The following is a 22,841-nucleotide window of genomic DNA, read 5'->3' on the forward strand; positions in this document are numbered from 1 at the left end:
CAAAAAGGGCTTATTTTTAAGCCCCCAAAAAGGGAATATTTCAATACCATGCTAGATTTTATTGCAAAAGGACTTGCCAAGGTTTTTGGCACAAAATCCGACCGAGATATCAAAGAACTTCTTCCTAAAGTAGCAGAAACCAATAAGATTTTTGCCGGATTGAAGTCCCTCAGCGACGATCAACTTAGAGAAAAAACCCATGAAATCAGGCAGCAGATCAATGAGCAGCTGAAAGGGATTGATGATAAAATCGTTGATTTAAAAACCCGAATAGAAGCCCTTCCTTCAGAAGCCATTCAGGAAAAAGATCAGCTTTTCAATGAAATCGATAAACTGGAAAAAGAGCGGGACACGGAACTAGAAAAGGTTTTGGAGGAGGTAATGACTACCGCCTTTGCCATTGTTAAAGAAACGGCGAGACGTTTTAAGGAAAACCAAAAGCTTGAAGTTCGGGCTACTCTGAGAGATAGAGAACTTGCCGCTACCAAACCCAATGTTGAGATCCTTGGAGAAACAGCCATTTGGCATAACAAATGGATGGCTGCTGGGACAGAAGTCGTATGGGACATGGTTCACTACGATGTGCAGCTAATCGGAGGTATGGTTCTTCACAAAGGGAAAATTGCCGAAATGGCGACTGGTGAAGGAAAAACTTTGGTTTCTACCCTTCCAGCTTTTTTGAATGCGCTTTCAGGACGAGGCGTGCACGTGGTTACAGTGAATGATTATCTAGCCAAGCGTGACTCTGAGTGGAATGCTCCTCTATTTGAATTCCATGGTCTTTCTGTGGACTGTATTGACAAATACCAGCCGAATTCCTTTGGAAGAAAGAAGGCCTACGCCTGTGATATCGTTTACGGAACGAATAACGAATTTGGCTTTGATTACCTAAGAGATAATATGGCCCGTGAGGCGGGTGACTTAGTTCAGGGTAAACATCATTTTGCTATGGTGGATGAGGTCGATTCAGTTTTGATTGATGATGCCAGAACGCCATTGATTATTTCTGGACCGGTTCCAAGAGGAGACGTGCACGAGTTTGACCAAATGAAGCCAAGAGTGGCCACTTTGGTGGATGAGCAACGCAAGTTGGTTCAGGGATTTTTGGCTTCCGCCAAAAAACTGATAGCAGACGGAAATGAGAAAGAAGGTGGATTGGCTCTGTTCAGAGCCTATCGGGGTATTCCAAAATATAAGCCTTTGATTAAATACTTGTCCGAGCCAGGAATCCGGGTTATTCTTCAGAAAACGGAGAATTATTACCTCCAGGACAATAAGAGAAATATGCCTGAGGCAGATGAGCCTCTACTTTTTACCATCGATGAAAAAACCAACGTGGTCGATCTGACCGACCGGGGCATCGAGACCATGACTTCCAAAAATGAAGATCCAAATTTCTTTATCCTACCAGATATCGGGGTGGTCATTGCTGAGTTGGAGAAAAGTGAGTTTATCGACGAAAAAGAAAAGCTCATCCGAAAAGAGGAAGTCATCAAAGATTATGGAGTAAAAGCGCAGCGAATTCATACAGTTAATCAGCTATTGAAAGCGTACTGTATGTTTGAGCGGGATACCGAATACATCATTGTAGACGGAAAAGTTAAGATTGTCGATGAGCAGACAGGTCGTGTGATGGAAGGACGTCGATATTCTGATGGACTACACCAAGCGATTGAAGCTAAGGAGAATGTGAAGGTGGAGGATGCGACACAAACCTACGCCACCATTACGCTTCAAAATTATTTCCGAATGTACCACAAGCTTGCTGGTATGACGGGTACTGCGGAGACGGAAGCAGGAGAATTCTGGGAAATCTACAAGTTGGATGTGGTGGTTATTCCTACCAACAAACCAATCATCAGACAAGACCGAGAAGATAAAGTTTATAAAACTGTCCGAGAGAAATTCAATGCAGTGACCGATGAGATCAATGAATTGGTTGCTCAAGGAAGACCTGTCTTGGTGGGTACTACTTCGGTGGAAATTTCCGAGGTTCTCAGCCGAATGCTGACTTTGAAAAAAATTCCTCACCAAGTATTGAATGCCAAGCAGCATGCCAGAGAAGCAGAAATTGTTGCTGAGGCTGGTAAGCCAGGTACAGTAACTATCGCCACCAACATGGCTGGCCGAGGTACGGATATTAAACTGACTCCAGAATCCAGAAAAGCTGGTGGTTTGGCAATTATCGGTACTGAAAGGCACGAATCCAGACGAGTGGATAGACAGCTTCGAGGTAGATCTGGACGTCAGGGGGATGTGGGTTCATCCCAGTTCTTTGTCTCTTTGGAAGATAGCTTGATGCGTCTCTTCGGATCAGACAGAATTGCGAAGCTGATGGATCGAATGGGTCTGGAAGAGGGAGAAGTGATTCAGCATAGCATGATCACCAAGTCCATCGAAAGAGCCCAGAAAAAAGTAGAAGAAAACAACTTCGGCACCAGAAAGCGGCTTTTGGAATATGACGATGTGATGAACTCACAGCGTGAGGTTGTCTACAAGAGGAGAAGGAATGCTCTGAAAGGAGATAGACTAGAATTAGACATCTTGAATATTCTCTATGATGTCTGCGAAAGTCTGATTGATATGGGCAAATCCACTGAAAATTCTGAGGATTTGAGAATGAATATTTTCACCAGTCTGGGTGTGGATTACACCATTTCAGAAGGTGATTTGAAGTCAAAAGATGCAATGAAGCTTACTCAGGAGCTTTATGGAGCAGCTTATAAAAGCTACACCCAGAAAAATGAGCTGATTTGTCAGACTGCACTTCCTATTTTCAAGCGTGTGGCTGATGAAAGAGGAGCTACAGTAAAAGATATCATGGTTCCAATTTCAGATGGCCTCAAGCAAATTGGTGTTGTCTGCAATTTGGAAAAAACCATTCAGACGGAAGGCCGAGAATTGATCCGTTCCATTGAGAAAAATGTGAGTTTGGCCATCATAGATCAAAACTGGAAAGAGCATCTTCGGGATATGGATGACCTGAAGCAATCAGTTCAAAATGCCGTTTATGAACAGAAAGATCCATTGTTGATCTATAAGTTTGAGGCATTTGAGATGTTCAAGAGGTTTATTGGAAAGCTTAATGAGGACATGATTTCCTTCTTGACCCGAGCAGATCTTCCAAAACAAGACCCTGCTCAAGTACAACAAGCGCAAGTACAGCGTTCGGCTGAACCCAAAGTTCAGGCTTCCAAGGAAGAAGTGGGAAGTACATTGAATCCTGGTGCAAATAGGGCTGCGGCAGCTGCAGCTTCTGCAGGTAGACCCGCTCCTCAACCTGTTGCTCCTAGAAAAACCGACAAGACTTACGGAAGAAATGATAAGGTTTCCGTACAGTACACCAATGGTACAACCAAAACGGATGTTAAGTATAAGAGTGTCGAGCAGGATATTGCCGAGGGTAGATGTGTTGTGATTGAGCACTAAAAAGAAATGAACAGAATTTGGACCATAGTAGCGGTTTTACTCATTTGGGGATGTAAGTCCACTGGGAGCTCTGTGCCAAGTGGTCCTTCTGCCTATTCTACCTATCAGGAAGATTTAAGCGGTTCTTTGCCAGATTTTCCTGACTATAAAGAGCAAACCATTCAAAAAAAGCCTGAAGTCTCCGAAACTTCAGTGCAGAGTGTAGATAGCCAGCTTGATAGAGTTCAGAAAGATTTCTACGAAAAGAATAAATCAGAACTCTATTTTAACGGATTTACCGTCTTGGTTTATTCAGGAATCGATAGGGATAGGGCATTTAAAACTCAGCAGGATTTGACAGAGTATTTTCCCGATATCCAAGCCGAAATGCAGTACCAGCAGCCTAGGTATTTGGTGAAAATCGGAAAGTATTCCTACAAATTCGAAGCTCAAAAAGTGTTTTCCCAAATCAAGGGGCTATTCCCAACCGCCAGAATTGTTCAGGATAGATTTCAGCGAAAGGAATATTCTTCTCCTACCATCATTGACCAAAATGCTGAAAGACAGAATTAAATCTCTTGCAAGGGAATACAAAGAGGAAGTCATTTCTAACAGAAGACATCTTCACGCCAATCCTGAGCTTTCTTTCAAGGAATTCAAAACTGCAGCTTTTGTAGAAGAAAAGCTCAAGCAGATTGGAATCACAGAGATCGAGAGAAAGGCAAATACAGGTTGGTCTGCCCTAATCAAAGGCAAGAATCCAGAGAGTAAAACAATTGCCCTTCGGGCAGATATGGATGCGCTACCTATTGTAGAGGCTAATGATGTTCCCTACAAGTCTACAAATCCAGGCGTGATGCATGCCTGTGGACATGATGCACATACCGCTTCTCTTTTAGGTGCGGCAAAGATCCTGAATGAAGTCAAAGACCAGTTTGAAGGGACAATAAAATTGATTTTTCAGCCTGGGGAAGAATTGGTTCCCGGAGGGGCTTCCCTAATGATAAAGGATAAAGTTCTGGAAAACCCCAGACCATCCAGTATTATCGGTCAGCATGTTATGCCTTTTATCCCTGCTGGAAAAGTAGGTTTTCGCCCGGGGATTTACATGGCAAGTACGGACGAGATTTATATCACTGTCAAAGGTAAAGGAGGTCATGGAGCAATGCCAGAGACATTTATTGATCCAGTCTTGATTACTTCCCACATGATTGTGGCTTTGCAGCAAATTGTAAGTCGCGTCGCAAATCCTAAGATTCCGTCAGTACTTTCTTTTGGACGAGTTGAAGCCTTGGGTGCTACGAATGTTATTCCCAATGAGGTAAAAATTCAAGGAACTTTCAGGACCTTGGACGAAGCTTGGAGAGCAAAGGCTCACGAAAAAATGGTCCAAATTGCCAAAGGAATTGTTGAAGGAATGGGTGGAGAATTGGATTTCGAAATTCGAAAGGGCTATCCATTTTTGAAAAATGAACCTGAATTGACAGCCAGATCAATGGATGCGGCCAGAGAGTATTTGGGAGAGGAAAATGTCCTCGATCTTGATATCTGGATGGCTGCAGAAGATTTTGCTTTCTATTCTCAGGAAATCGACGGTTGTTTCTATAGGCTAGGAACCCGAAATGAAGCCAAAGGCATTGTCTCTGGTGTTCATACGCCCACCTTTGATATCGAAGAAGATGCCTTGGAAATTGGATCTGGCTTGATGGCTTGGTTAGCGGTCTCTGAACTTTCCAAAGGATAACCTTCCCTTAAATCAAAAAATTTGGCGAAGGATTATCTTCGCCTTTTTAGTTTACTACTATGAAAAGAATCACAATTCTGACCTTCACCCTTCTGCTTAGCCTTTTAGCTACTCAAGCTTTTGCTTGGGGACAATTGGGGCATTACCTCATTGGATACATGGCAGAAAGGCAAATGAAAAAATCCACCAGAAAGAAAATTGAAAAAGTTCTTTCTCCAATGTCTTTAGGAAGAAGCGGGACTTGGATGGATGAAATTCGCTCCGATAGAAGCTATGATTATGCGACCACTTGGCATTACTTGACGAGTAAAAATGGAGAATATGAGCCCTCCATTCAGGAAAACGGAGGGAATGCCTATGAAGCCATTCAGAGAATTAAAGAAGAATTAAAAAAGGGAGGACTTAGTCCCAAAGAAGAGTCGGAGAAGTTAAAAATGCTGATCCATATGGTGGAGGATATCCATCAGCCTCTGCACGTGGGAACTGGTGATGACCGTGGAGGCAATGACGTGAAAATCGAATTTTTTGGGCAGCCTACCAATCTTCATGCGCTTTGGGATAGTGGAATGATCGATAGACAAGGGATGAGTTATACCGAAATCGCCAATGAGCTGTACCGTAGACTTTCTCCTGAGCTGATCCAAAACTATCGTTCAGCGACCATGCAAGATTGGCTCAAAGAGGCAGTTGAGCTCCGCCCAATGGTCTATAATCTTCCAGAAAACAAAAAAATCAGCTATCAATATATGTATGAAAACTACTCGATTGCTGAGGAAAGAATGCTTGCTGCAAGTGTACGTTTGACACAAATTCTCGAAGAGATTTATCCTTAAGGAAATTAAATCTTTTCAAAAACGGCTTTCTTCTCTTAGGATGAGGAAAGCCGTTTTTTTATTTTCAGTCTTATTTAGCTTCTGAACCTATGAAAATCAAACTCGCAATTGCAGAAGACAACAGCTTTTTACTCAAAGCAATTAAGGATAAGCTTTCTCTGTTTCCTGATATTGAATTGAAATTTTGTGCAGTTAACGGGGAAGAGTTATTGAAAATGCTTGAGCAGGATTCCAATGTTCATTTGATTTTGATGGATATAGAAATGCCTAAAATGAATGGAATCGAGGCTGTGGATCAGGTATCGCAAAAATATCCCCAGATCAAAACCATCATGCTGACAGTTTTTGATGATGATGAAAACATTTTCAAAGCCATTCAGGCCGGTGCAAATGGGTATTTTTTGAAAGAAGTGGATCCACCGACCTTGCACCAGGGGATTTTGGATACACTTGAAGGAGGAGCGGCCATGACTCCAACCATCGCCTTGAAAGCTTTAAAACTTCTCCGTAACCCGCCCAAGTTTGAAGAAGCCAAAGAAGACATTTCACTTACACCCCGGGAAATAGAAATCTTAGAGCAAACCTCAAAAGGCCTTAATTATAACCAGATTGGTGAAAATCTTTTTATTTCACCCAAAACAGTGAGAAAGCATTTGGAGAATATTTATGGAAAACTTCAGGTGCACAACAAAATGGAAGCCGTGCAGAAAGCTGTGAAAAACCGGATTATTGAAGGATAAGAGAATTAAGAATTAAAAATGGAGTAATTCTAGATTTTACTTTCTCATTTTAAATTCATTTTTGGCTCCATCCAAAAACTCCACAAAAGCAGAAATATCCGTATTGTAACCCATTGGTTTTGCCAATAGTTGCTCTTGGTGGTCCAGGATTACATAATAGGGTTGCGCGTTGTTATTGAATCGGGTGATTTGAAAATCGGAGTTTTGCTTCCCCAAGGTCATCTTTATTTTTCCATCATAGCTGGAGGTATACCACTCGCTTTCAGGAAGCTCCAGTCTCTCGTCCACATACATGGCCACCATTACGAAATCTTCCTTGAGTCTCTTAAGGACCTGAGGATCTACCCAGACATTCTCTTCCATCTTCCGGCAATTGACACAACCATGACCGGTGAAATCAATCAATAGTGGCTTTCCTTCTTTTTTGGCAGCTGCTAAAGCTTGCTGGTAGTCAAAGTAGCCCGGGATTCCATGAGGGATTTTTAGTATGTCGGCATATTTGATTGATTCATCAGAAACCTTGTTTTCCGAAGAGATTCCTCCTTCTATTTTAAATTGCTGAGTGGTAAGTGGTGGGAGATAACCGCTGAGGATTTTTAGAGGAGCTCCCCAAAGGCCAGGAATCATATGAACCACAAAGGCGAATGTTACCAAGGCCAAAAGCAATCGAGGAACGCCGATATGGTCAAGTTTGGAATCATGCGGAAGTCGGATTTTACCCAAAAGATAAAGGCCTAAAGCTGAGAAAATCACGATCCATATAGCCAAGAAAATATCCCGATCCAAGATTCCCCAATGGTAAACTAAGTCCGCGATAGAAAGGAACTTGAACGCCAAGGCTAACTCTAAAAATCCAAGAACAACCTTTACGGAATTTAGCCAGCCACCGGATTTAGGCAATCGCTGCATCCATTCCGGGAAAATGGCAAAAAGTGTAAACGGTATCGCAAAGGCCAATCCGAAGGAGAACATACCCAAAACTGGTTTGACTAATTCACCTCCTGCGGAGGAAATCAAAATCGAACCAACGATTGGTCCTGTGCAGGAAAATGAAACCAAGACCAAGGTAAAGGCCATAAAGAATACTCCCCCAAGTCCTCCTTTCTCTGCTTTTGCATCAATTTTATTGACAAAGCTTGAAGGCAAGGTCAACTCAAACATGCCCAAAAATGCTAAGGCAAAAACCACGAAAATCAGAAAGAAAAAGACATTCGGAATCCAATGGGTAGCTAGCCAATTGGCGAACTCCGGACCTTGGATTGCCGCCACTGCTGTGCCGGCAATGGTATAAATGCCAATAATCGAGATTCCGTAAATGAAAGCCTGACGAATTCCCTGCGCCTTGGATTTTGATCTCCCTGTAAAGAAGCTGACCGTCATTGGAATCATTGGAAATACGCAAGGTGTAATCAAGGCTGCCAGTCCCGCCAAGAAGGCCAAAACCATAAATCCCCAAAGCGATTCACCTTCCCCTTCAGGACTGAAATCCTCTGATTCTACTAGTGGAAGTTGAGAAGAAGATTCCTCAGGGCTCGGTTCGGCTAATACAAAAGGAGAAGCTTCTGATAAAGAATCACCGATTTCTTCTTCGGATTCTGACTCGACTTCTTTAAGAATGCCAGGTTCTTCAGCAACTACCCCAGGCTTTGCCACAAAAGCGACTTCAATGTCTTCCTCATAATTGATGCACTGGCCTGTGAGGTCAGTACACATTTGGTATTCCAAAGTTGCCTTAATGGTTCCTGAAGTGGTTTTAAGCATCAAAGGCTGTTCAAATCGGGCTTTGCCCAAAAAGAACGTCACATCTCCCTTCCAGACTTCATCAAATTTCTTTTTGGGATTGATCGCCTTCAACTTGGCTGAAATCTCATATTCCCCGGATTTTTGGGGGATAAATTCAGTCAAAAGTGGCCCTAAGTCCTTGTCAAAATCATTGGAATAGACATACCATCCCAAGGGAATCTCTGCCTCCAAAATCAAAGTTGCGGGCTGCCCTACCTGAAGTTCCTTCGGCTCAAGCGTAAAGGTCCATTTGGGAGGTTTGATTACCTGAGCTTGAAGCTGAGTAGTAAATCCTAGGAACAATAAAAGCAGTCCAGCTCCAGCCTTGAGAGAAAGGAAAGTATGTAGATAGGATCTATTCAATTTTATAGGGAGAAAGATATGGATAAAGAAAAGCTACTTTTCAGAAAACCTGCTTACTGCTGGCTAAGTTCACGAAAGTGCTTAAAGAAAGCGGCAATCGTTTCGATTCCTATGAAATAGTTTTTCACTCCATAATGTTCATTTGGAGAGTGCAAAGCATCCGTATCCAAGCCGAATCCAAAAAGGATTGGATCTGATCCCAGTTCCTTTTGGAACAAGGCCACAATAGGAATGGAACCACCTTCACGGGTTGGGATGGGTCTTTTTCCAAAGGTCTCCTCCATTGCCGCTTCAGCAGCTCTATACCCTACCGAGGAATCAGAAACTACAGCCGGAGCTCCGCCATGATGTGCTTTCACTTTTACCTTGACCGAAGCTGGAGCAATGGCCTTAAAGTGAGTTTCAAAAAGCTGAGCTATTTCATGCCAATCCTGATCAGGAACCAGACGCATGGATATTTTTGCAAAAGCCTTGGAAGGAAGTACGGTTTTCGCTCCTTCACCGGTATAACCTCCCCAAATTCCATTCACATCCAAGGTAGGGCGGATACCCACTCTTTCGATGGTGGTATAGCCTTTTTCCCCATGTACATCAGCAATGTCAAGTTTACCTTTGTATTCATCTAGGTTAAAAGGTGCTTCATTTAAGCGCTGACGTTGCTGTACTGTAAGCTCCTGGACTTTATCGTAAAATCCAGGGATGGTGATATGCTCATTTTCATCCTTCATTGAAGCAATCATTTGGCATAGCACATTGATTGGATTGGCAACTGCCCCTCCATAAGTTCCGGAATGCAAGTCTCTGTTAGATCCTGTGACCTCAACCTCCATATAAGCCATTCCTCGAAGTCCTACTGTGATGGAAGGATCTTTCATGCTGATCATGTGGGTATCTGAAATTAAAATCACATCAGACTTCAGACGCTCTTTATTAGCCAGAACAAATTTGTCCAGGTTGTCTGAACCTACTTCCTCTTCACCCTCGATCATAAATTTGATATTGCAGGGAAGTTCTCCGGAAGCCATCATCGCTTCGAAAGCTTTGATATGCATGTAAAATTGTCCCTTGTCGTCTGCTGACCCTCTTGCGAAAATGGCTCCCTCCGGATGGATTGAGGTCTTTTTGATTACTGGTTCAAATGGAGGTGAGTCCCAAAGTTCATATGGATCGGCTGGCTGAACGTCGTAGTGACCATAAACCAAAACTGTTGGCAAGGATGAGTCAATGATTTTTTCCCCGTAAACGATAGGATAGCCTGCTGTTTCACAGATTTCAGCAACATCAGCACCGGCTTTTTGCAGGGATTCTTTCACGAATTGAGCTGCTGCAAAGACGTCATTTTTAAACTTTGGATCTGCGCTTACAGATGGGATTCTTAATAAATCTAAAAGCTCATTCAGAAAACGATCTTTGTTTTTCTCGATAAAAGCAGCAACGGACATATTTGGGTAGTTTTAATTTCTAAAGGCCTCAAAATTATTCCTTTCAAGAGGATTTGCCTAGGAATTTTTGATTTTAACTGCAATTGGGTTTTGCCACGAAGGCACCAAGACCCAAAGAAGAATTTTATTGCCAAAAAGACAGAATGAAGATTTAGGTGTTTACAAATCGTCTTATTCCTTTTTTAATAAGAGGGACGTTGAAATTGATCAAGTATCCAAGGTTTAATTTTGAAAGTTTAAGGTGACTGATAATTTGTGCTTCCCAAACAGGGTTTACCACATCTACGGCTTTAAGTTCTACAATCACTTTGTCCTCAATAAGCAAATCAAGCCTTAATCCTTCCTCAAACCAAATTCCATCATAGCTGATTGGAATATTGACTTGTCTTTTCACTTCAAATCCTGCTTTTTTGAGTTCATGCTCCATGCATACTTCATAAATCCTTTCCAAAAGTCCCGGCCCAAGTTCTTTGTGAATCGTAAATGCAGCTTGAACTATAGCAGATCCAACCTCTTCTTCAAAATCTGTGAGTTTTATGTAAATCATGGCCTTTAAAAAGTTTTAATCTTAATTTAGTTAATCTTTATTGCCTTTGTGCCTTCGTGGCAAATCAAAAAATATGAAAGCAATTGTTTGTAAAACCTTTGGTTTGCCTGATAAACTTGAATTTGGTGACTTGCCCGACCCCAAAATTGGTTCCAATCAGGTGCTAATAGCAGTCGAAGCTTGTGGAGTGAATTTTCCAGATGTTCTGATTATTCAGGATAAATATCAGTTTAAGCCCGAATTACCTTTTTCTCCTGGAGGGGAAGTGGCAGGGAAAATCATTGGTTTTGGAGACCAAGTGAATCAATTCCAGCTCGGGCAACCAGTTTTGGCTTTATGCGGTTGGGGAGGTTTTGCAGAAAAGGTAGCTGTGGATTCAGACCGAGTTTTTCCAATGCCCCCAGGTCTTTCTTCAGAAATTGCCGCTACTACGCTTTATACCTATGGAACTTCCTACCATGCTTTGAAGGACAGAGCAAATCTTCAGCAAGGAGAGACTCTTTTGGTTTTGGGAGCTGCTGGAGGAGTTGGATTGGCCGCGGTGGAATTAGGAAAAGTGATTGGGGCGAAAGTTATCGCGGCAGCTTCTTCAAATGAAAAGCTTCAATTGTGCCTTGAAAAGGGTGCGGATGAAATTATTAATTATGAGACTGAAGATTTGAAAAACAGAATCAAAGAAATAACTGGTGGAAAAGGAGTCGATGTAGTCTATGATCCCGTGGGTGGAAAATTCACCGAACCCGCACTTCGTGGAATTGCCTGGAAAGGGAGATACCTGATTGTCGGTTTTGCCAATGGAGATATTCCCCAAATTCCCATGAATCTTCCTTTGCTAAAAGGATGCTCGATTATCGGTGTGTTTTGGGGACAGTTTTCAAAGCTTGAAGCTAAAGCCAGTTTTCAGAATATCCGGCAACTAGTTGCTTGGATTTTAGAAGGAAAAATCAAACAGCATATCGGGAAAAAGTATACTCTAGAGGAAGCGCCGGAAGCCTTAAAGGCAATCTTGGATCGAAAGATGTTGGGAAAAGGTGTGGTGGTGATTTAAGCTAGAATCCAACAATTCTTGCTCCTAAAAGAAATTACTAAGTGGAATCTAAGGGATTCGAACCCATGACCTCTGCTCTGTCAAAGCAGCGCTCTAAACCAACTGAGCTAAGATTCCATTTTTATCAGCGCTCTAACCTCCCGATAGCTATCGTGGATGAGCTAAGATTCCATATTTATCAGCGCTCTAACCTCCCGATAGGGTTGATGAACTCAGATTTCTGATTGCTGTGCGAATATAGAAAACCTTGAAGGTTTTGAAAACTGTAATCTTTTAAACAAAACTCTCTCTTACGTACTTCGCTGTATAATTTCTTTTTTCCTTTGCCAAATCCTCAGGAGTTCCGGTGAAGGTCAAATGTCCTCCTTTATTTCCGCCCTCAGGTCCCAAGTCAATCACCCAATCAGCAGATTTGATGACCTCAGTATTGTGTTCGATGATAATTACAGAATGACCTTGGTCAATCAAAGCGTTAATGGAATGTAAAAGCTTGCTGATATCGTGAAAATGAAGGCCTGTTGTAGGTTCATCGAAAATGAAGAGAATATGATCTCCGGACTTAGTCCCTCCTTTTCCGAGAAAAGAGGCCAGTTTTACCCGCTGAGCTTCTCCTCCGGAAAGAGTATTCGAACTTTGCCCCATTCCGATATAGCCTAGTCCAACTTCCTGAAGGGGCTGAAGGCGGTTGATTATCTGGGTTTTGCCTTTGAAAAACTCCAAAGCTTCGTCGATGGTCATTCCCAGCACTTCGGAAATGTCCTTGTCCTTGTATTTGACTTCAAGGATTTCATTTTTGAAGCGCTTGCCTTTGCAAGATTCACAGGTCAGGTGAATATCTGCCATAAACTGCATTTCTACTGTAATTGAGCCTTCGCCTTGGCAAGCCTCACAGCGCCCTCCATCCACGTTGAAAGAGAAAAAAGCAGGTTTATATCCCCGCTGTTTGGAAAGGGGCTGCTCAGAGAATAGAGTTCTTATGGCATCATAGGCTTTGACATAAGTCACCGGATTGGATCTTGAAGATTTCCCAATCGGATCCTGATCTACAAATTCTACCTGCGTTATCCGCTTATAATCGCCTTCGATTTTATCATACTTTCCTCCCTCATCTATCACGGTTCCCAACATTTTTCCCAAGGCAGGATAAAGGACCTTTTTGATTAAAGTTGATTTACCTGAACCAGAGACGCCAGTAACTACGGTCAGGGTATTGAGAGGGAATTGCACAGTCAGGTTTTTAAGGTTGTTTTCTCTTGCCCCCTTGACCGTGATGGAGTCTTTCCACTTTCGATTTCCGTTTTTGATGAAAATTTTCTCATCTCCTCGCAGGTATTTCGCGGTGTAAGTTTTTCCAGAAACTATCAGATCTTCGATTTTTCCTTGGAAAAGAAGCTCCCCACCATGCACCCCGGCATCAGGTCCGATATCGATAATCTGGTCGGCAGCCTTCATCACTTTCTCTTCGTGCTCCACCACAATTACCGTATTGCCTAAATCCTTTAGGGTCTTTAAAACCCCAACCAATCTGTCTGTATCTCTAGGATGAAGCCCAATGCTGGGTTCGTCAAGGATGTACATAGAGCCCACTAAAGCGGACCCAAGCGAGGTCGCTAATTTGATCCGCTGATATTCTCCTCCGGAAAGCGTGGAGGTCAGTCGATTCAGGGTTAAATATCCTAATCCCACCTGATCCATAAATTCTAGTCGGCTGGTAATTTCTTTCAATAATCGATTGGCAACTTTTGCCTCGTGATCCGGAAGATTGAGGGATTGAAAAAACGCTAAAGCATCTTCAATCGGTAAGAGAACAAGATCAGTGATGGATTTTCCCCCGATTTTCACATAGGAAGCGTCTTTTCTTAGACGGGTACCTCGGCAATCCGGGCAAGTTGTTCTGCCACGGAATCTGGAAAGCATCACCCGATATTGGATTTTGTAAGTTTTGGTTTCCAGGTCATCAAAAAAGGCATTTAGGCCTTGGAAGTACTTATTCCCGGTCCAAAGTAACTCCTGCTCTTTCTCCGTCAGTTCATTGTAGGCCCGATGAATCGGAAAATCAAATTCAATTCCTTTTTTCAACAAAGGTTCCAGCCAGCCTTTTCCACTTTCTCCTCTCCATGGAGCAATGGCTCCCTCATAAACTGAAAGGTCTTTGTCTGGAATTACCAAATCCCGGTCTATTCCCAATACATTTCCAAAACCCTCACAACGCTTGCAAGCTCCGTAGGGATTATTGAAGGAGAAAAAGTTGACAGATGGAAGCTCGAAGCTGATTCCGTCCAGTTCAAATCGATCGGAGAAAGAACGGGTTTCAATATCTGGAACAGTGATTTTGCAATCTCCATGTCCTTCGAAAAGGGCGGTTTGGACGGAGTCTGAGATTCTGAACTGGTTGTCCTCATCATCTTTTCGGACCGTGGCCCGATCGATCAAAATCTCATAAGTTCCTTTCTTGACTTTCTTTTCTGTCAAAAGGTCTTCCACAAAATAGACTTCTCCATCGATCAAAATTCGGGTATAGCCCTTTTGGAGTAATAATTCCAGCTCTTGCTCGATTTTTCTACCCCTTGCTATTTGAAGGGGACATGAAATCATCACTTTTGCGCCTTCTTCAAAAGAAAGAATGTAATCTACAATGTCAGTGACCGTATGATGCTTGACTTCTTTTCCTGAAATCGGGGAAAAAGTCTTTCCTACCCTTGCAAAAAGTAATTTGAGGTAATCATAAATCTCAGTGGTGGTACCGACTGTGGATCTGGGATTTTTGGTGCTGACCTTTTGTTGAATAGCAATTGCCGGAGCCACCCCTTTGATGTATTCCACATCAGGCTTTTCCATTCTTCCCAAGAATTGGCGGGCATAAGAGCTAAGGCTTTCCACATACATCCGCTGGCCTTCGGCAAAAAGCGTATCGAAAGCCAAAGACGATTTCCCAGAACCCGAAAGTCCTGTAATGACAACAAATTGATTTCTGGGAATTGCTACACTCAGGCTTTTAAGATTATTGACCCGGGCGTTTTTGATGATGATGTACTCTTTGGGATCGAGGGAATCGAGATCTTGTATAGCTGGTAAAGTGCTCAAAGTCATAGCTGGCAAAGTTAACAATCAAACAGGGGAACTGGTAAGAAAGTTGGAATCTTGTGGCAAATAGTTGGGACAGGCTTTTATCAGGTAAGTGAAATTGAGGCTGGAAGAAATATTGAAATCTTTCGATTTTCCAATCTTCAAATTTTTATCTCTTTCTTCGCAGGATGGATTTGCAATTTTTCTTTGATGGTTTGGCCGAAGGCCTAAAAAATATGAGTTGGCTGGAAGGCTTTGCTGTGTTTTTTGGGATTGCCTCGGTTTTTTATTCCATGAAGGAAAATATTTGGGTTTATCCCACCGGGATTATTTCCACCTTGATTTATGTCTGGATTTGTTTTCAATACAAGCTTTATGCAGACATGGGTATCAATGCCTACTATTTCAGTATGTCTATTTACGGTTGGTATGTTTGGACTCATCCAAAAAAAAACCAAGAGGTTCTTCCAGTGACTTGGTTAGACTCCAGGGGTTGGCTAAGTTCAATGGGCATTTTTCTTATCTCCTATCCTGTTCTGGCGTTTTTACTTAAGAATTATACAGATAGTGATGTGCCCTATTGGGATTCATTTACTACAGCCTCTGCTTTTGTAGGTATGTGGTTGATGGCAAAAAAGAAAGTCGAAAACTGGATTTTTTGGATTATCACGGATTTGGTTTCTGTGCCGCTATATTTCTACAAGGGTTTGGTTCTTACTTCTTTCCAGTTTTTTTTCTTTACCATTTTAGCTTTTATGGGCTTATTTGCCTGGATCAAGTCCGCTAAAACCTATGCAAAAGCCTAAGCGAATATTGATTTTGGGTCCTGAATCCACAGGAAAAAGTACTTTAGCAGAAGACTTGGCAAAGCATTTTGAAGAACCCTGGGTTCCGGAATTTGCACGTGAATATTTGGAAAAAATAGATCGTCCCTACGAATTCGAAGACCTTTTAGAAATTGGCAAAGGACAAATGCGGCAGGAGGACATGCTTTTCCAATCAGCCCAAAAGTTTCTTTTTTGCGATACAGATTTACGAGTTATCCACATTTGGTCAGAGTATCGATTTGGAAAAACTGACCCTTGGGTTTTGGAAGAAATTCGAAAAAGAACCTACGATCTGATATTGCTTACCAACACCGATTTACCTTGGGAACCGGATCCACTGCGCGAACATCCGGAATTGGAAATGCGGCAATATTTCTTTGAAAAGTATCTCTATTTGGCTCAAGTGAGTGGATTTTCCTATTTGATCGTTTCCGGCCATCGTGAAAACCGACTTAAGACAGCATTGGAAGCAATTGATAAATTGTAAGCCTAGGGTTACAATCTTTCAATTCTCTAATCCAATCAAAATTTCCTTAAAGACAATGTTGCCGCCTCTACCAATTTGATCTGGTCAGGATGGTAATTATTGTTTAAGACAATTATGGTTTTATTTTCTTCGATAAACCGAACGATGATTGTTTTGTACCCCGGATTGTCTCCTGTATGCATGACCATTTTTCCAAAGGGACTTTTAGGCTCTATTTCCCAGCCAAATCCATAAAAGCTTCGTGTACCGTCAAGAAGAATAAATGGAGAAAATGCCTCTTCCAAAGTTTTTTGACTGACCAATTTTTCGGTGTAAAGTGCCTGATCCCATTTCAAAAGATCTCCTGCTGTGCTACTGACTCTGCCGGGACCTTTTCTTCCTCCCAGCCAAACGGTATAATCTGAAGAATGAAATTTATTGGCATTCACAAAATTTCCCGTGCTGTCTTTCAAATGCCCCGCTGCAAAATTTGTAACAGCTGCTTTTTCCTCAAGAGTTCGAATATCCGTATCATTCATGCCTAGAGGCCTAAAAATCCATTCTCGTGAAAGCTCAATGAAATCCTTTCCATTGGCTTTTTCCACAATGCTTGCCAATAGGACATAACCCGTATTGCTGTATTCATACTTTTCTCCCGGTTCAAAAAGTTTCGGCGGGGAATACCGATTCAGATATTCTAAAATGTCCTTGTTCGTGGCCACTTTACTTTTATCCCAATGGGCATCCATGATGGCTTGATAATCCGGTAGTCCACTGGTATGAGTCAATAGGTTTCTAATGGTTATTCCTTGGTAAGGAATGTCCAGATAGTTGGTTACAGGATCGTCAAAATTCAAAAGACCTTTTTCTTTTGAAATCATAACCATCATTGCAGTAAACTGCTTGGAGACCGAAGCTAGCTCAAAAATATCAGTTGTTAAAAGAGGGATGTTTTTCTCAAAGGACCGGAGTCCTATTGCTCTTTCAAATTGGATCTTACCATCCTCCGCTACCAAAACCACTCCGGAAAACCCTTCTTTTTGGGCCTGTATTAGGGCCGCTTCTAGGATTTTCTGTTGAGCGAATAGTGAATTAATTCCAAAAAATAACGCTAAAATAAATGTGGATAACTTTTTCATCAGGGAGAGAATTTCTTGAATTTAGTCATCCCTTTACTGCTCTCCAAGACCTTAGGGGTATTTAAAATTAGGCACTTTCCATTTGTATAAACTTTCAAAATAATCCCCAGGATTTCCCTAGCTTTTACTCTCATTTAAGTCTAAATCCATGAATAGACGCCTTTTGCTTTTTATTGTAATGCTCCTCTTTGGAGTTTCTGCGTTTGCCCAGCTTACTCAGCAGCAACGAGATAGTATAAATCAATTGAGCCAACAGGACCATCGGTTGATGATGGACAGATTGGGAATCGATAATCTTCGCCCCGGTCCATCAGGAAATCCTGAAGCTCCCAATGCAGCAAACGCTGATGAAAGCAAGGTTTCCTATCCCCCGGTTCCAGACCCCCTTGTTTTTGAGAATGGGAATAAAGTGAAAACGAAAGAGGATTGGGTCAATCGAAGAGCTGAGCTTTTTGAGCTTTTCGATCGGGAAGTATATGGAAGAACTCCTGATAATCTCCCTGAGGTCAAATGGCAAGTAATCTGGGAAAAAGACACCCTCATCGGTTCCACATTTACTTCTTATAAAAAAATGAAAGGAATTGTGGATAACTCCAGTTTTCCTTCTATTTCAGTTGAGATAGATTTTGAATATGGGGTTCCAAAAAATGTGGATAAGTCTGTTCCTTTGGTTATGGAGTTTGGATGGATTTGGCCTGCTGGCATGCGGAGACCTCCGGCACCTCCCGGTCCAACTTGGCAAGAACAGGTATTGGCTGAGGGTTGGGGTTTTGGGATTTTGATTCCAACCAGCTTCCAGGCTGATAATGGAGCAGGTTTGCGGTCAGGAATAATCGGTTTAGTCAATAAGGGGGAGCCAAGAAAATTGGATGATTGGGGAACGCTTAAGGCATGGGCTTGGGGAGCCAGTCGGGCTTTGGATTTTTTAGAAACTGATCCAAAAGTGAATTCAAAAAAAGTTGTCATTGAAGGTCTATCCCGTTACGGAAAAGCAGCCTTAGTGGCTCAAGCCTATGATGAACGATTCGCTTTAGGCTTGATTGGTTCTTCGGGAGCTGGAGGTGCGAAATTACTTCGAAGGATTTTTGGTGAACAGATTGAGAATTTGGCTTCTTCAGGTGAGTACCATTGGTTTGCTCCCAACTTTATCAAATATGCTGGCCCCTTGAATCAAAATGATCTTCCTGTTGATGCCCATGAATTGATCGCCCTTTGTGCGCCAAGGCCTGTTTTTATCTCAGTAGGTTCTCCGACTGTTGAGGGGCAATGGATAGATGCCAAAGGGATGTTTGATGCAGAGGTTTTGGCTGGTCCCGTGTATGAGTTATTGCGTAAAAAGCCGCTTCCAATTTCGGAATTTCCACCGATTCAGACATTTTTGGACTCGGGAGATTTGGCTTTCAGGCAGCACGAAGGAGGACATACCGTTGGACCAAATTGGCCATATTTTATACAGTGGGCTAGGAAGTATTTTGATTAGGCGAATTGTCTCACAGATCACACATGTCAGAAAGATACTTTCTTGATCTGTGATCATCTGCGACATCTGTGAGAGATTATTTGATGGGGAAGAAGAAAAAAAGCTCACAGATCACACAGATCAACACAGATACTTTCTTAATCTGTTACTATCTGAGTAGTCTGATAGCAAATCCATTATATTCCATGAAAAGTAGCTACATCTCTTTCTTTCTGATTCTTATTTTTCCTTTACTGTCTTTTTCGCAAGAGAAGAAGGTGGTTTTTATCATTTTGGATGGAGTCCCTGCACCTGAGCTGGAAAATGCGAATACCCCTTATCTGGATCAAATCGCAGAGCTTGGGGGATATGCGCGTGGCTATACCGGAGGAGAAAAAGGGGGGCCTACTGAAACCCCAACCATTTCAGCAGTTGGGTATAATTCCTTGCTTACCGGCACTTGGGCGAATAAACATAATGTCTGGGGAAACGATATTGTCGCTCCCAATTATTCCTATTGGACAATTTTTCGCCTGATTAGAGAAGCTCGGCCAGATGCGAAACTTGGAATTTTTTCCACCTGGGAAGATAACCGGACCAAGCTTTTGGGGGAAAATTTAGAGCAAACTGGGTATTTGAAACTGGACTATGTTTTTGATGGATTTGAAGTGGATTCTTTGACTTATCCACATGATGAGCAAAAGGATTTTATCCGAAAAATTGATAATCTCGTGTCCTTTGAAGCCGCTCACATTTTAAAAACCAAGGCTCCTGATCTTTCTTGGGTATATTTGGAATTCACCGACGATATGGGTCATCGGTATGGAAAAAGCCCTCAACTAACTGAAGCGATTGAATTGGCAGATCAGCAGGTGGGCAGGATTTGGGAAGCCATTCAATTTAGACAAAAGAATTTCGATGAGGATTGGTTGATCTGGATCACCACTGATCATGGAAGACTTGCTCCTGATTTCAAAGATCATGGTGGACAAAGTGATTCGGAGCGAGAAATCTGGATGGTGACCAATGAGAAAAATCTAAGTTCCAGGTTTTATTCAGGTAAGGCAGCGATGGTGGATATTTTACCTACACTAGTAGAGTTCCTAGAAATAAAAGTTCCTGAGGATCAAAGTAAAAATTGGGATGGGGATTCCTTGTTGGAGAAAAAATAAGGGGCAGTTTAAATTCCAGAAAACACTTTCTCTTACCGTTATCCGCTAATTTTAAGTGGTTAGTTGATAGTTGGTCACCCTGAGCGGAGTCGAAGGGTCCTCGACTCCGCTCGGACTGACTAACTTTTTTTAATCCATTCCGCCTTTACGGTTTGGAGATCGAGGAGTTGGCCATTCGGTTGGCTCTCCTGTTCTGAAATTCAATGGAATTCGCTTTTCTCTGGAAACCATTTCAGGTTCTTCACAAGCCATGTAAACCATGATTGCGGCTAGAATCGCATTGCTTTTTACGTCGTCGAAAACAATCTTGTCATACGTATCCATGTTGGTATGCCAAGTCTGCGTGCTATAATCCCAGCTCAAAGAGCTTAGATTGAAGGCTGGAACGCCTGCTGCAACAAAAGATGCATAATCGGAACCGCCGCCTCCAGGATTTCCTGGGAATGAGGTTTCGATATCTGAGGTAATGGATCTAGGAACTTTATTCATCCATCTTCCCAAGTATTCATAGCTATCCACGAAACCTTGACCGGAAAGATTGGCTACTCTACCGGTGCCATTATCCTGATTAAAAAGAACCTGAATTTTATTCATCATTTCTGGATGGTCTTCTACAAAGGCTCGAGATCCATTAAGGCCTTGCTCCTCTGATCCCCAATGACCCACCAAGATGGTTCGCTTTGGATTAGGATACACTTTTTTCAAAATTCTCATCACTTCCATCATCAAGATGGTTCCAGTTCCGTTATCGGTAGCGCCAGTTCCACCATCCCAAGAGTCAAAGTGGGCTGATAGCATGACATACTCATCCGGTTTTTCAGAGCCTTTGATTTCAGCGATTGTATTGAAAGTTGGCTGTACGCCAGTTTCTTTGGATTGTGCGTTGAGATGGATTTGTGGTTTTTTTCCACTCTCTGCCAGCCTGAACAGCATGCCGTAATCTTCCAAAGAAAGATCAACTGTTGGGACTTGTTTGGTAGAGGCAGAAAAGATTTTATTGGCACCGAAAGCTCTAGACCAATACGAAGTAATTATCCCTACAGCTCCTGCTTTTTCCAAAGCCATTGGCAAGTCTCTTCTGTTAAGTCCTGTTTTTTGCAGTCTATTATTCCAGTCTCCATCCAACTTAGCTTGATCTGCTTTGATCTTTTCGATTGATTCTTTGGTCGCCCACTTTTCCCAGTTGTAATCTGGTCTCCCAGTCAGCTGAGGGGCTGAAATCATCACGTATTTTCCCTTTACGCTTGGCAACCATTTTTGAAAAGCAGCAGAATCAGCTAAATCTGGGATAATCACTACTTCCCCTTTTACTCCACCCTGAGGTGAAGAAGGACTCCATGCCAATTGAGTTCCGGCCAAAGATTTGGTCCAGGGAGCAAGCATGTCGATGTGGGTGATTCCTCTTTCCCATCCTCTCCATTCACCCCATTTTTCATTTCTTGCAGGTATTCCCCAAGTCTGATACTGCTTCACTGCCCAGTCATGTGCTTTTTGCATTTGAGGGGAGCCAACCAATCTTGGTCCGACACCATCCATTAATTCGTGGGCAAGGACTTCTAGTTGAGAATTTTCGTTTGCTTCCTTGATAATCGCTTCGATTACCTGATTCTGCGCCTGGACTTTTCCGACCAGAAGTAGCATCAAGGCTAAGCCATAGAAATAGAATTTTTTCATAATTGATTTAGTTTGATCCTAAAAATAGATTGGGTTTCAAAATTTTGCGAACCGCTGGTGGAAAGTAATTTTCCCAATCCAAATAACTCTAGGTTACAAACAGCATCTATTTTTGATTCCAGTACACCACAGTACTGATTTTTATCATAAAAGCCTCTTTTTTGATTCCGCTGAGGTAAATGCCCTTGGCTTTTATGAGAGATTTGGATTTACTTTAGAATTCATTCGAAACGATTGACAAGAATGCAAACCCAAAATGAATCAGTTGCCTTTCTACTTGAACTTCTTGGAACAAGGGCGGAAGGAAAATCCTTGGATTGGCTAAAAAGCCAAACTGAAAAAATCCGCGAGGAAGGAATTCCCAACAAGTTTTTTCTGGCATTTTCTCAAGCTTCAAGATATTTTAAAAAGGATACGCTTGCTTTAAGTGAACAAGAGATTGCTAGGGCAAAGGCATTGGTTGAAGGTTTTGACCCGAGTCATTGGGATTTGCTTCAAACTGCCAGAACGATATTGGTGCTAAGTTTTCAGCCTGAAAAAGAGATATGGTTAAAATCGATTAATCAGCTATTTGAAACTTCCGAAATGCATGAATTGCAAGCGCTTTTTGCAGCGCTTCCACTGATGCCCTATTTAGAAGACTTACTTTCCAGAGCCATAGATGGATGTAGAACCAATATGACGATTGTCTTCGATGCTATCGCCCTGAATAATCCCTATCCTCCAAGCCATTTCCCTGAGGCAAATTGGAATCAAATGGTTCTAAAAGCCATATTTATGCAGAGGCCGATTTACAGGATTCAGAATCTTGAGCAAAGAAGAAATCCTGCCTTAGCCCAAATTGCCTCTGATTTTGCCCATGAGCGTTGGGCTGCCGGGAGAAAAGTTATGCCAGAACTTTGGAGATTGGTGGTTCCATTTATTGGTGATTCTATGTTGGAAGACCTGAAAAAGGTCGTCTTTTCGGAGGATCAATTGGAAGCTGAGGCCGGGGTATTGGCAATTTACCAGTCGAGCTATTCACCTGCGAAAGATATATTGAAAGCATTCCCTGAATTGGTTTCAGCCATAGAATATGGTGAAGTTTCCTGGGAAAAAATCGGCAAGGATTTTCAGGAAAAGCAAGCCTGA

The 22,841-nt window shown here is 42.2% G+C and carries 17 protein-coding genes and 1 tRNA gene; 11 read left to right on the forward strand and 7 right to left on the reverse strand.

Translation table 11 applies throughout. The features are described from left to right. Window positions 1-48: 48 nt before the first annotated feature. The 5 genes from secA (at window position 49) to DFQ04_RS08610 (ending at window position 6,725) form a co-directional block, all read left to right on the forward strand. Window positions 49-3,429 carry a preprotein translocase subunit SecA gene (gene secA, locus DFQ04_RS08590; protein WP_133554797.1) on the forward strand — a complete coding sequence of 1,127 codons (3,381 nt, stop codon included), beginning with the start codon at window positions 49-51 and terminating at the stop codon, window positions 3,427-3,429. Between the two features lie 6 nt (window positions 3,430-3,435). Next, window positions 3,436-3,981 carry a hypothetical protein gene (locus DFQ04_RS08595; protein ID WP_133554799.1) on the forward strand — a complete coding sequence of 182 codons (546 nt, stop codon included), beginning with the start codon at window positions 3,436-3,438 and terminating at the stop codon, window positions 3,979-3,981. Continuing rightward, entirely contained in the window at window positions 3,962-5,152 is a 1,191-nt protein-coding gene (locus DFQ04_RS08600; RefSeq protein ID WP_133554801.1) for a M20 metallopeptidase family protein, read from the forward strand. Before DFQ04_RS08595 ends, DFQ04_RS08600 begins: the two co-directional genes overlap by 20 nt. Before the next feature lie 59 nt (window positions 5,153-5,211). Then, window positions 5,212-5,985 carry a S1/P1 nuclease gene (locus tag DFQ04_RS08605; RefSeq protein ID WP_133554803.1) on the forward strand — a complete coding sequence of 258 codons (774 nt, stop codon included), beginning with the start codon at window positions 5,212-5,214 and terminating at the stop codon, window positions 5,983-5,985. Between the two features lie 89 nt (window positions 5,986-6,074). After that, a complete protein-coding gene (locus tag DFQ04_RS08610; RefSeq protein ID WP_133554805.1) occupies window positions 6,075-6,725 on the forward strand; it encodes a response regulator in 651 nt (216 codons plus the stop codon). Between the two features lie 36 nt (window positions 6,726-6,761). Here DFQ04_RS08610 and DFQ04_RS08615 read toward each other — a convergent pair whose 3' ends face one another. The 3 genes from DFQ04_RS08615 to DFQ04_RS08625 all read right to left on the reverse strand — a co-directional run bounded on the left by DFQ04_RS08615 (window position 6,762) and on the right by DFQ04_RS08625 (window position 10,859). Beyond that, the gene (locus tag DFQ04_RS08615; protein ID WP_243739654.1) at window positions 6,762-8,870 is read right to left on the reverse strand and encodes a protein-disulfide reductase DsbD family protein; all 2,109 of its coding nucleotides are present in this window, start codon (window positions 8,868-8,870) and stop codon (window positions 6,762-6,764) included. Window positions 8,871-8,923: 53 nt separating this feature from the next. Next, on the reverse strand, window positions 8,924-10,312 hold the full coding sequence (locus tag DFQ04_RS08620) for a dipeptidase (RefSeq protein ID WP_133554807.1): 1,389 nt from the start codon (window positions 10,310-10,312) through the stop codon (window positions 8,924-8,926). 151 nt (window positions 10,313-10,463) lie between these two features. Then, a complete protein-coding gene (locus DFQ04_RS08625) occupies window positions 10,464-10,859 on the reverse strand; it encodes a GxxExxY protein (protein WP_133554809.1) in 396 nt (131 codons plus the stop codon). A 73-nt stretch (window positions 10,860-10,932) separates the two neighbouring features. Between DFQ04_RS08625 and DFQ04_RS08630 the strand changes: the two genes are divergently transcribed. Continuing rightward, window positions 10,933-11,907 carry an NADPH:quinone oxidoreductase family protein gene (locus DFQ04_RS08630; RefSeq protein ID WP_133554811.1) on the forward strand — a complete coding sequence of 325 codons (975 nt, stop codon included), beginning with the start codon at window positions 10,933-10,935 and terminating at the stop codon, window positions 11,905-11,907. Between the two features lie 42 nt (window positions 11,908-11,949). Here DFQ04_RS08630 and DFQ04_RS08635 read toward each other — a convergent pair. Further along, window positions 11,950-12,024 (reverse strand) — tRNA-Val (locus tag DFQ04_RS08635). A 156-nt stretch (window positions 12,025-12,180) separates the two neighbouring features. After that, window positions 12,181-14,997: an excinuclease ABC subunit UvrA gene (gene uvrA / locus DFQ04_RS08640; protein WP_133554813.1), complete on the reverse strand. Its 2,817-nt coding sequence runs from the start codon at window positions 14,995-14,997 to the stop codon at window positions 12,181-12,183. Between the two features lie 164 nt (window positions 14,998-15,161). Between uvrA and pnuC the strand changes: the two genes are divergently transcribed. Beyond that, window positions 15,162-15,779 (forward strand): nicotinamide riboside transporter PnuC, encoded by a 618-nt coding sequence (pnuC, locus tag DFQ04_RS08645; RefSeq protein WP_133554815.1) that lies wholly within the window; start codon window positions 15,162-15,164, stop codon window positions 15,777-15,779. Next, a complete protein-coding gene (locus DFQ04_RS08650) occupies window positions 15,766-16,287 on the forward strand; it encodes an AAA family ATPase (protein WP_133554817.1) in 522 nt (173 codons plus the stop codon). The genes pnuC and DFQ04_RS08650 overlap by 14 nt, the downstream gene beginning before the upstream one ends. A 35-nt stretch (window positions 16,288-16,322) precedes the next feature. On the opposite strand, the gene DFQ04_RS08655 is transcribed toward DFQ04_RS08650, so the two are convergent. Beyond that, window positions 16,323-17,405, reverse strand: coding sequence for a serine hydrolase domain-containing protein (locus DFQ04_RS08655; RefSeq protein WP_133554819.1), 1,083 nt, complete (start codon window positions 17,403-17,405; stop codon window positions 16,323-16,325). A 148-nt stretch (window positions 17,406-17,553) separates the two neighbouring features. On the opposite strand from DFQ04_RS08655, the gene DFQ04_RS08660 reads away from it, so the two are divergent. Together DFQ04_RS08660 and DFQ04_RS08665 are read left to right on the forward strand one after the other, a co-directional pair. After that, a complete protein-coding gene (locus tag DFQ04_RS08660) occupies window positions 17,554-18,885 on the forward strand; it encodes a glucuronyl esterase domain-containing protein (protein ID WP_133554821.1) in 1,332 nt (443 codons plus the stop codon). 185 nt (window positions 18,886-19,070) lie between these two features. Then, complete coding sequence (locus tag DFQ04_RS08665; protein ID WP_166637291.1) at window positions 19,071-20,036, forward strand: alkaline phosphatase family protein; 966 nt, start codon at window positions 19,071-19,073, stop codon at window positions 20,034-20,036. 129 nt (window positions 20,037-20,165) lie between these two features. Here DFQ04_RS08665 and DFQ04_RS08670 read toward each other — a convergent pair whose 3' ends face one another. Then, on the reverse strand, window positions 20,166-21,710 hold the full coding sequence (locus DFQ04_RS08670; protein ID WP_133554838.1) for a M20/M25/M40 family metallo-hydrolase: 1,545 nt from the start codon (window positions 21,708-21,710) through the stop codon (window positions 20,166-20,168). Between the two features lie 243 nt (window positions 21,711-21,953). Here DFQ04_RS08670 and DFQ04_RS08675 point away from each other — a divergent pair, with 243 nt between their 5' ends. Continuing rightward, window positions 21,954-22,841 (forward strand): EboA domain-containing protein, encoded by an 888-nt coding sequence (locus DFQ04_RS08675; protein ID WP_133554840.1) that lies wholly within the window; start codon window positions 21,954-21,956, stop codon window positions 22,839-22,841.

Origin of the sequence: Algoriphagus boseongensis (assembly GCF_004362805.1) — a bacterium.
Lineage (GTDB): Bacteria > Bacteroidota > Bacteroidia > Cytophagales > Cyclobacteriaceae > Algoriphagus > Algoriphagus boseongensis.

Excerpts from the sequence above, each read along its gene's own strand:
- secA (WP_133554797.1), top strand. The coding sequence starts at position 49 with ATGCTAGATTTTATTGCAAAAGGACTTGCCAAGGTTTTTGGCACAAAA.
- DFQ04_RS08595 (WP_133554799.1), top strand. The coding sequence starts at position 3,436 with ATGAACAGAATTTGGACCATAGTAGCGGTTTTACTCATTTGGGGATGT.
- DFQ04_RS08600 (WP_133554801.1), top strand. The coding sequence starts at position 3,962 with ATGCTGAAAGACAGAATTAAATCTCTTGCAAGGGAATACAAAGAGGAA.
- DFQ04_RS08605 (WP_133554803.1), top strand. The coding sequence starts at position 5,212 with ATGAAAAGAATCACAATTCTGACCTTCACCCTTCTGCTTAGCCTTTTA.
- DFQ04_RS08610 (WP_133554805.1), top strand. The coding sequence starts at position 6,075 with ATGAAAATCAAACTCGCAATTGCAGAAGACAACAGCTTTTTACTCAAA.
- DFQ04_RS08620 (WP_133554807.1), bottom strand. The coding sequence starts at position 10,312 with ATGTCCGTTGCTGCTTTTATCGAGAAAAACAAAGATCGTTTTCTGAAT.
- DFQ04_RS08625 (WP_133554809.1), bottom strand. The coding sequence starts at position 10,859 with ATGATTTACATAAAACTCACAGATTTTGAAGAAGAGGTTGGATCTGCT.
- DFQ04_RS08630 (WP_133554811.1), top strand. The coding sequence starts at position 10,933 with ATGAAAGCAATTGTTTGTAAAACCTTTGGTTTGCCTGATAAACTTGAA.
- uvrA (WP_133554813.1), bottom strand. The coding sequence starts at position 14,997 with ATGACTTTGAGCACTTTACCAGCTATACAAGATCTCGATTCCCTCGAT.
- pnuC (WP_133554815.1), top strand. The coding sequence starts at position 15,162 with ATGGATTTGCAATTTTTCTTTGATGGTTTGGCCGAAGGCCTAAAAAAT.
- DFQ04_RS08650 (WP_133554817.1), top strand. The coding sequence starts at position 15,766 with ATGCAAAAGCCTAAGCGAATATTGATTTTGGGTCCTGAATCCACAGGA.
- DFQ04_RS08655 (WP_133554819.1), bottom strand. The coding sequence starts at position 17,405 with ATGAAAAAGTTATCCACATTTATTTTAGCGTTATTTTTTGGAATTAAT.
- DFQ04_RS08660 (WP_133554821.1), top strand. The coding sequence starts at position 17,554 with ATGAATAGACGCCTTTTGCTTTTTATTGTAATGCTCCTCTTTGGAGTT.
- DFQ04_RS08665 (WP_166637291.1), top strand. The coding sequence starts at position 19,071 with ATGAAAAGTAGCTACATCTCTTTCTTTCTGATTCTTATTTTTCCTTTA.
- DFQ04_RS08670 (WP_133554838.1), bottom strand. The coding sequence starts at position 21,710 with ATGAAAAAATTCTATTTCTATGGCTTAGCCTTGATGCTACTTCTGGTC.
- DFQ04_RS08675 (WP_133554840.1), top strand. The coding sequence starts at position 21,954 with ATGCAAACCCAAAATGAATCAGTTGCCTTTCTACTTGAACTTCTTGGA.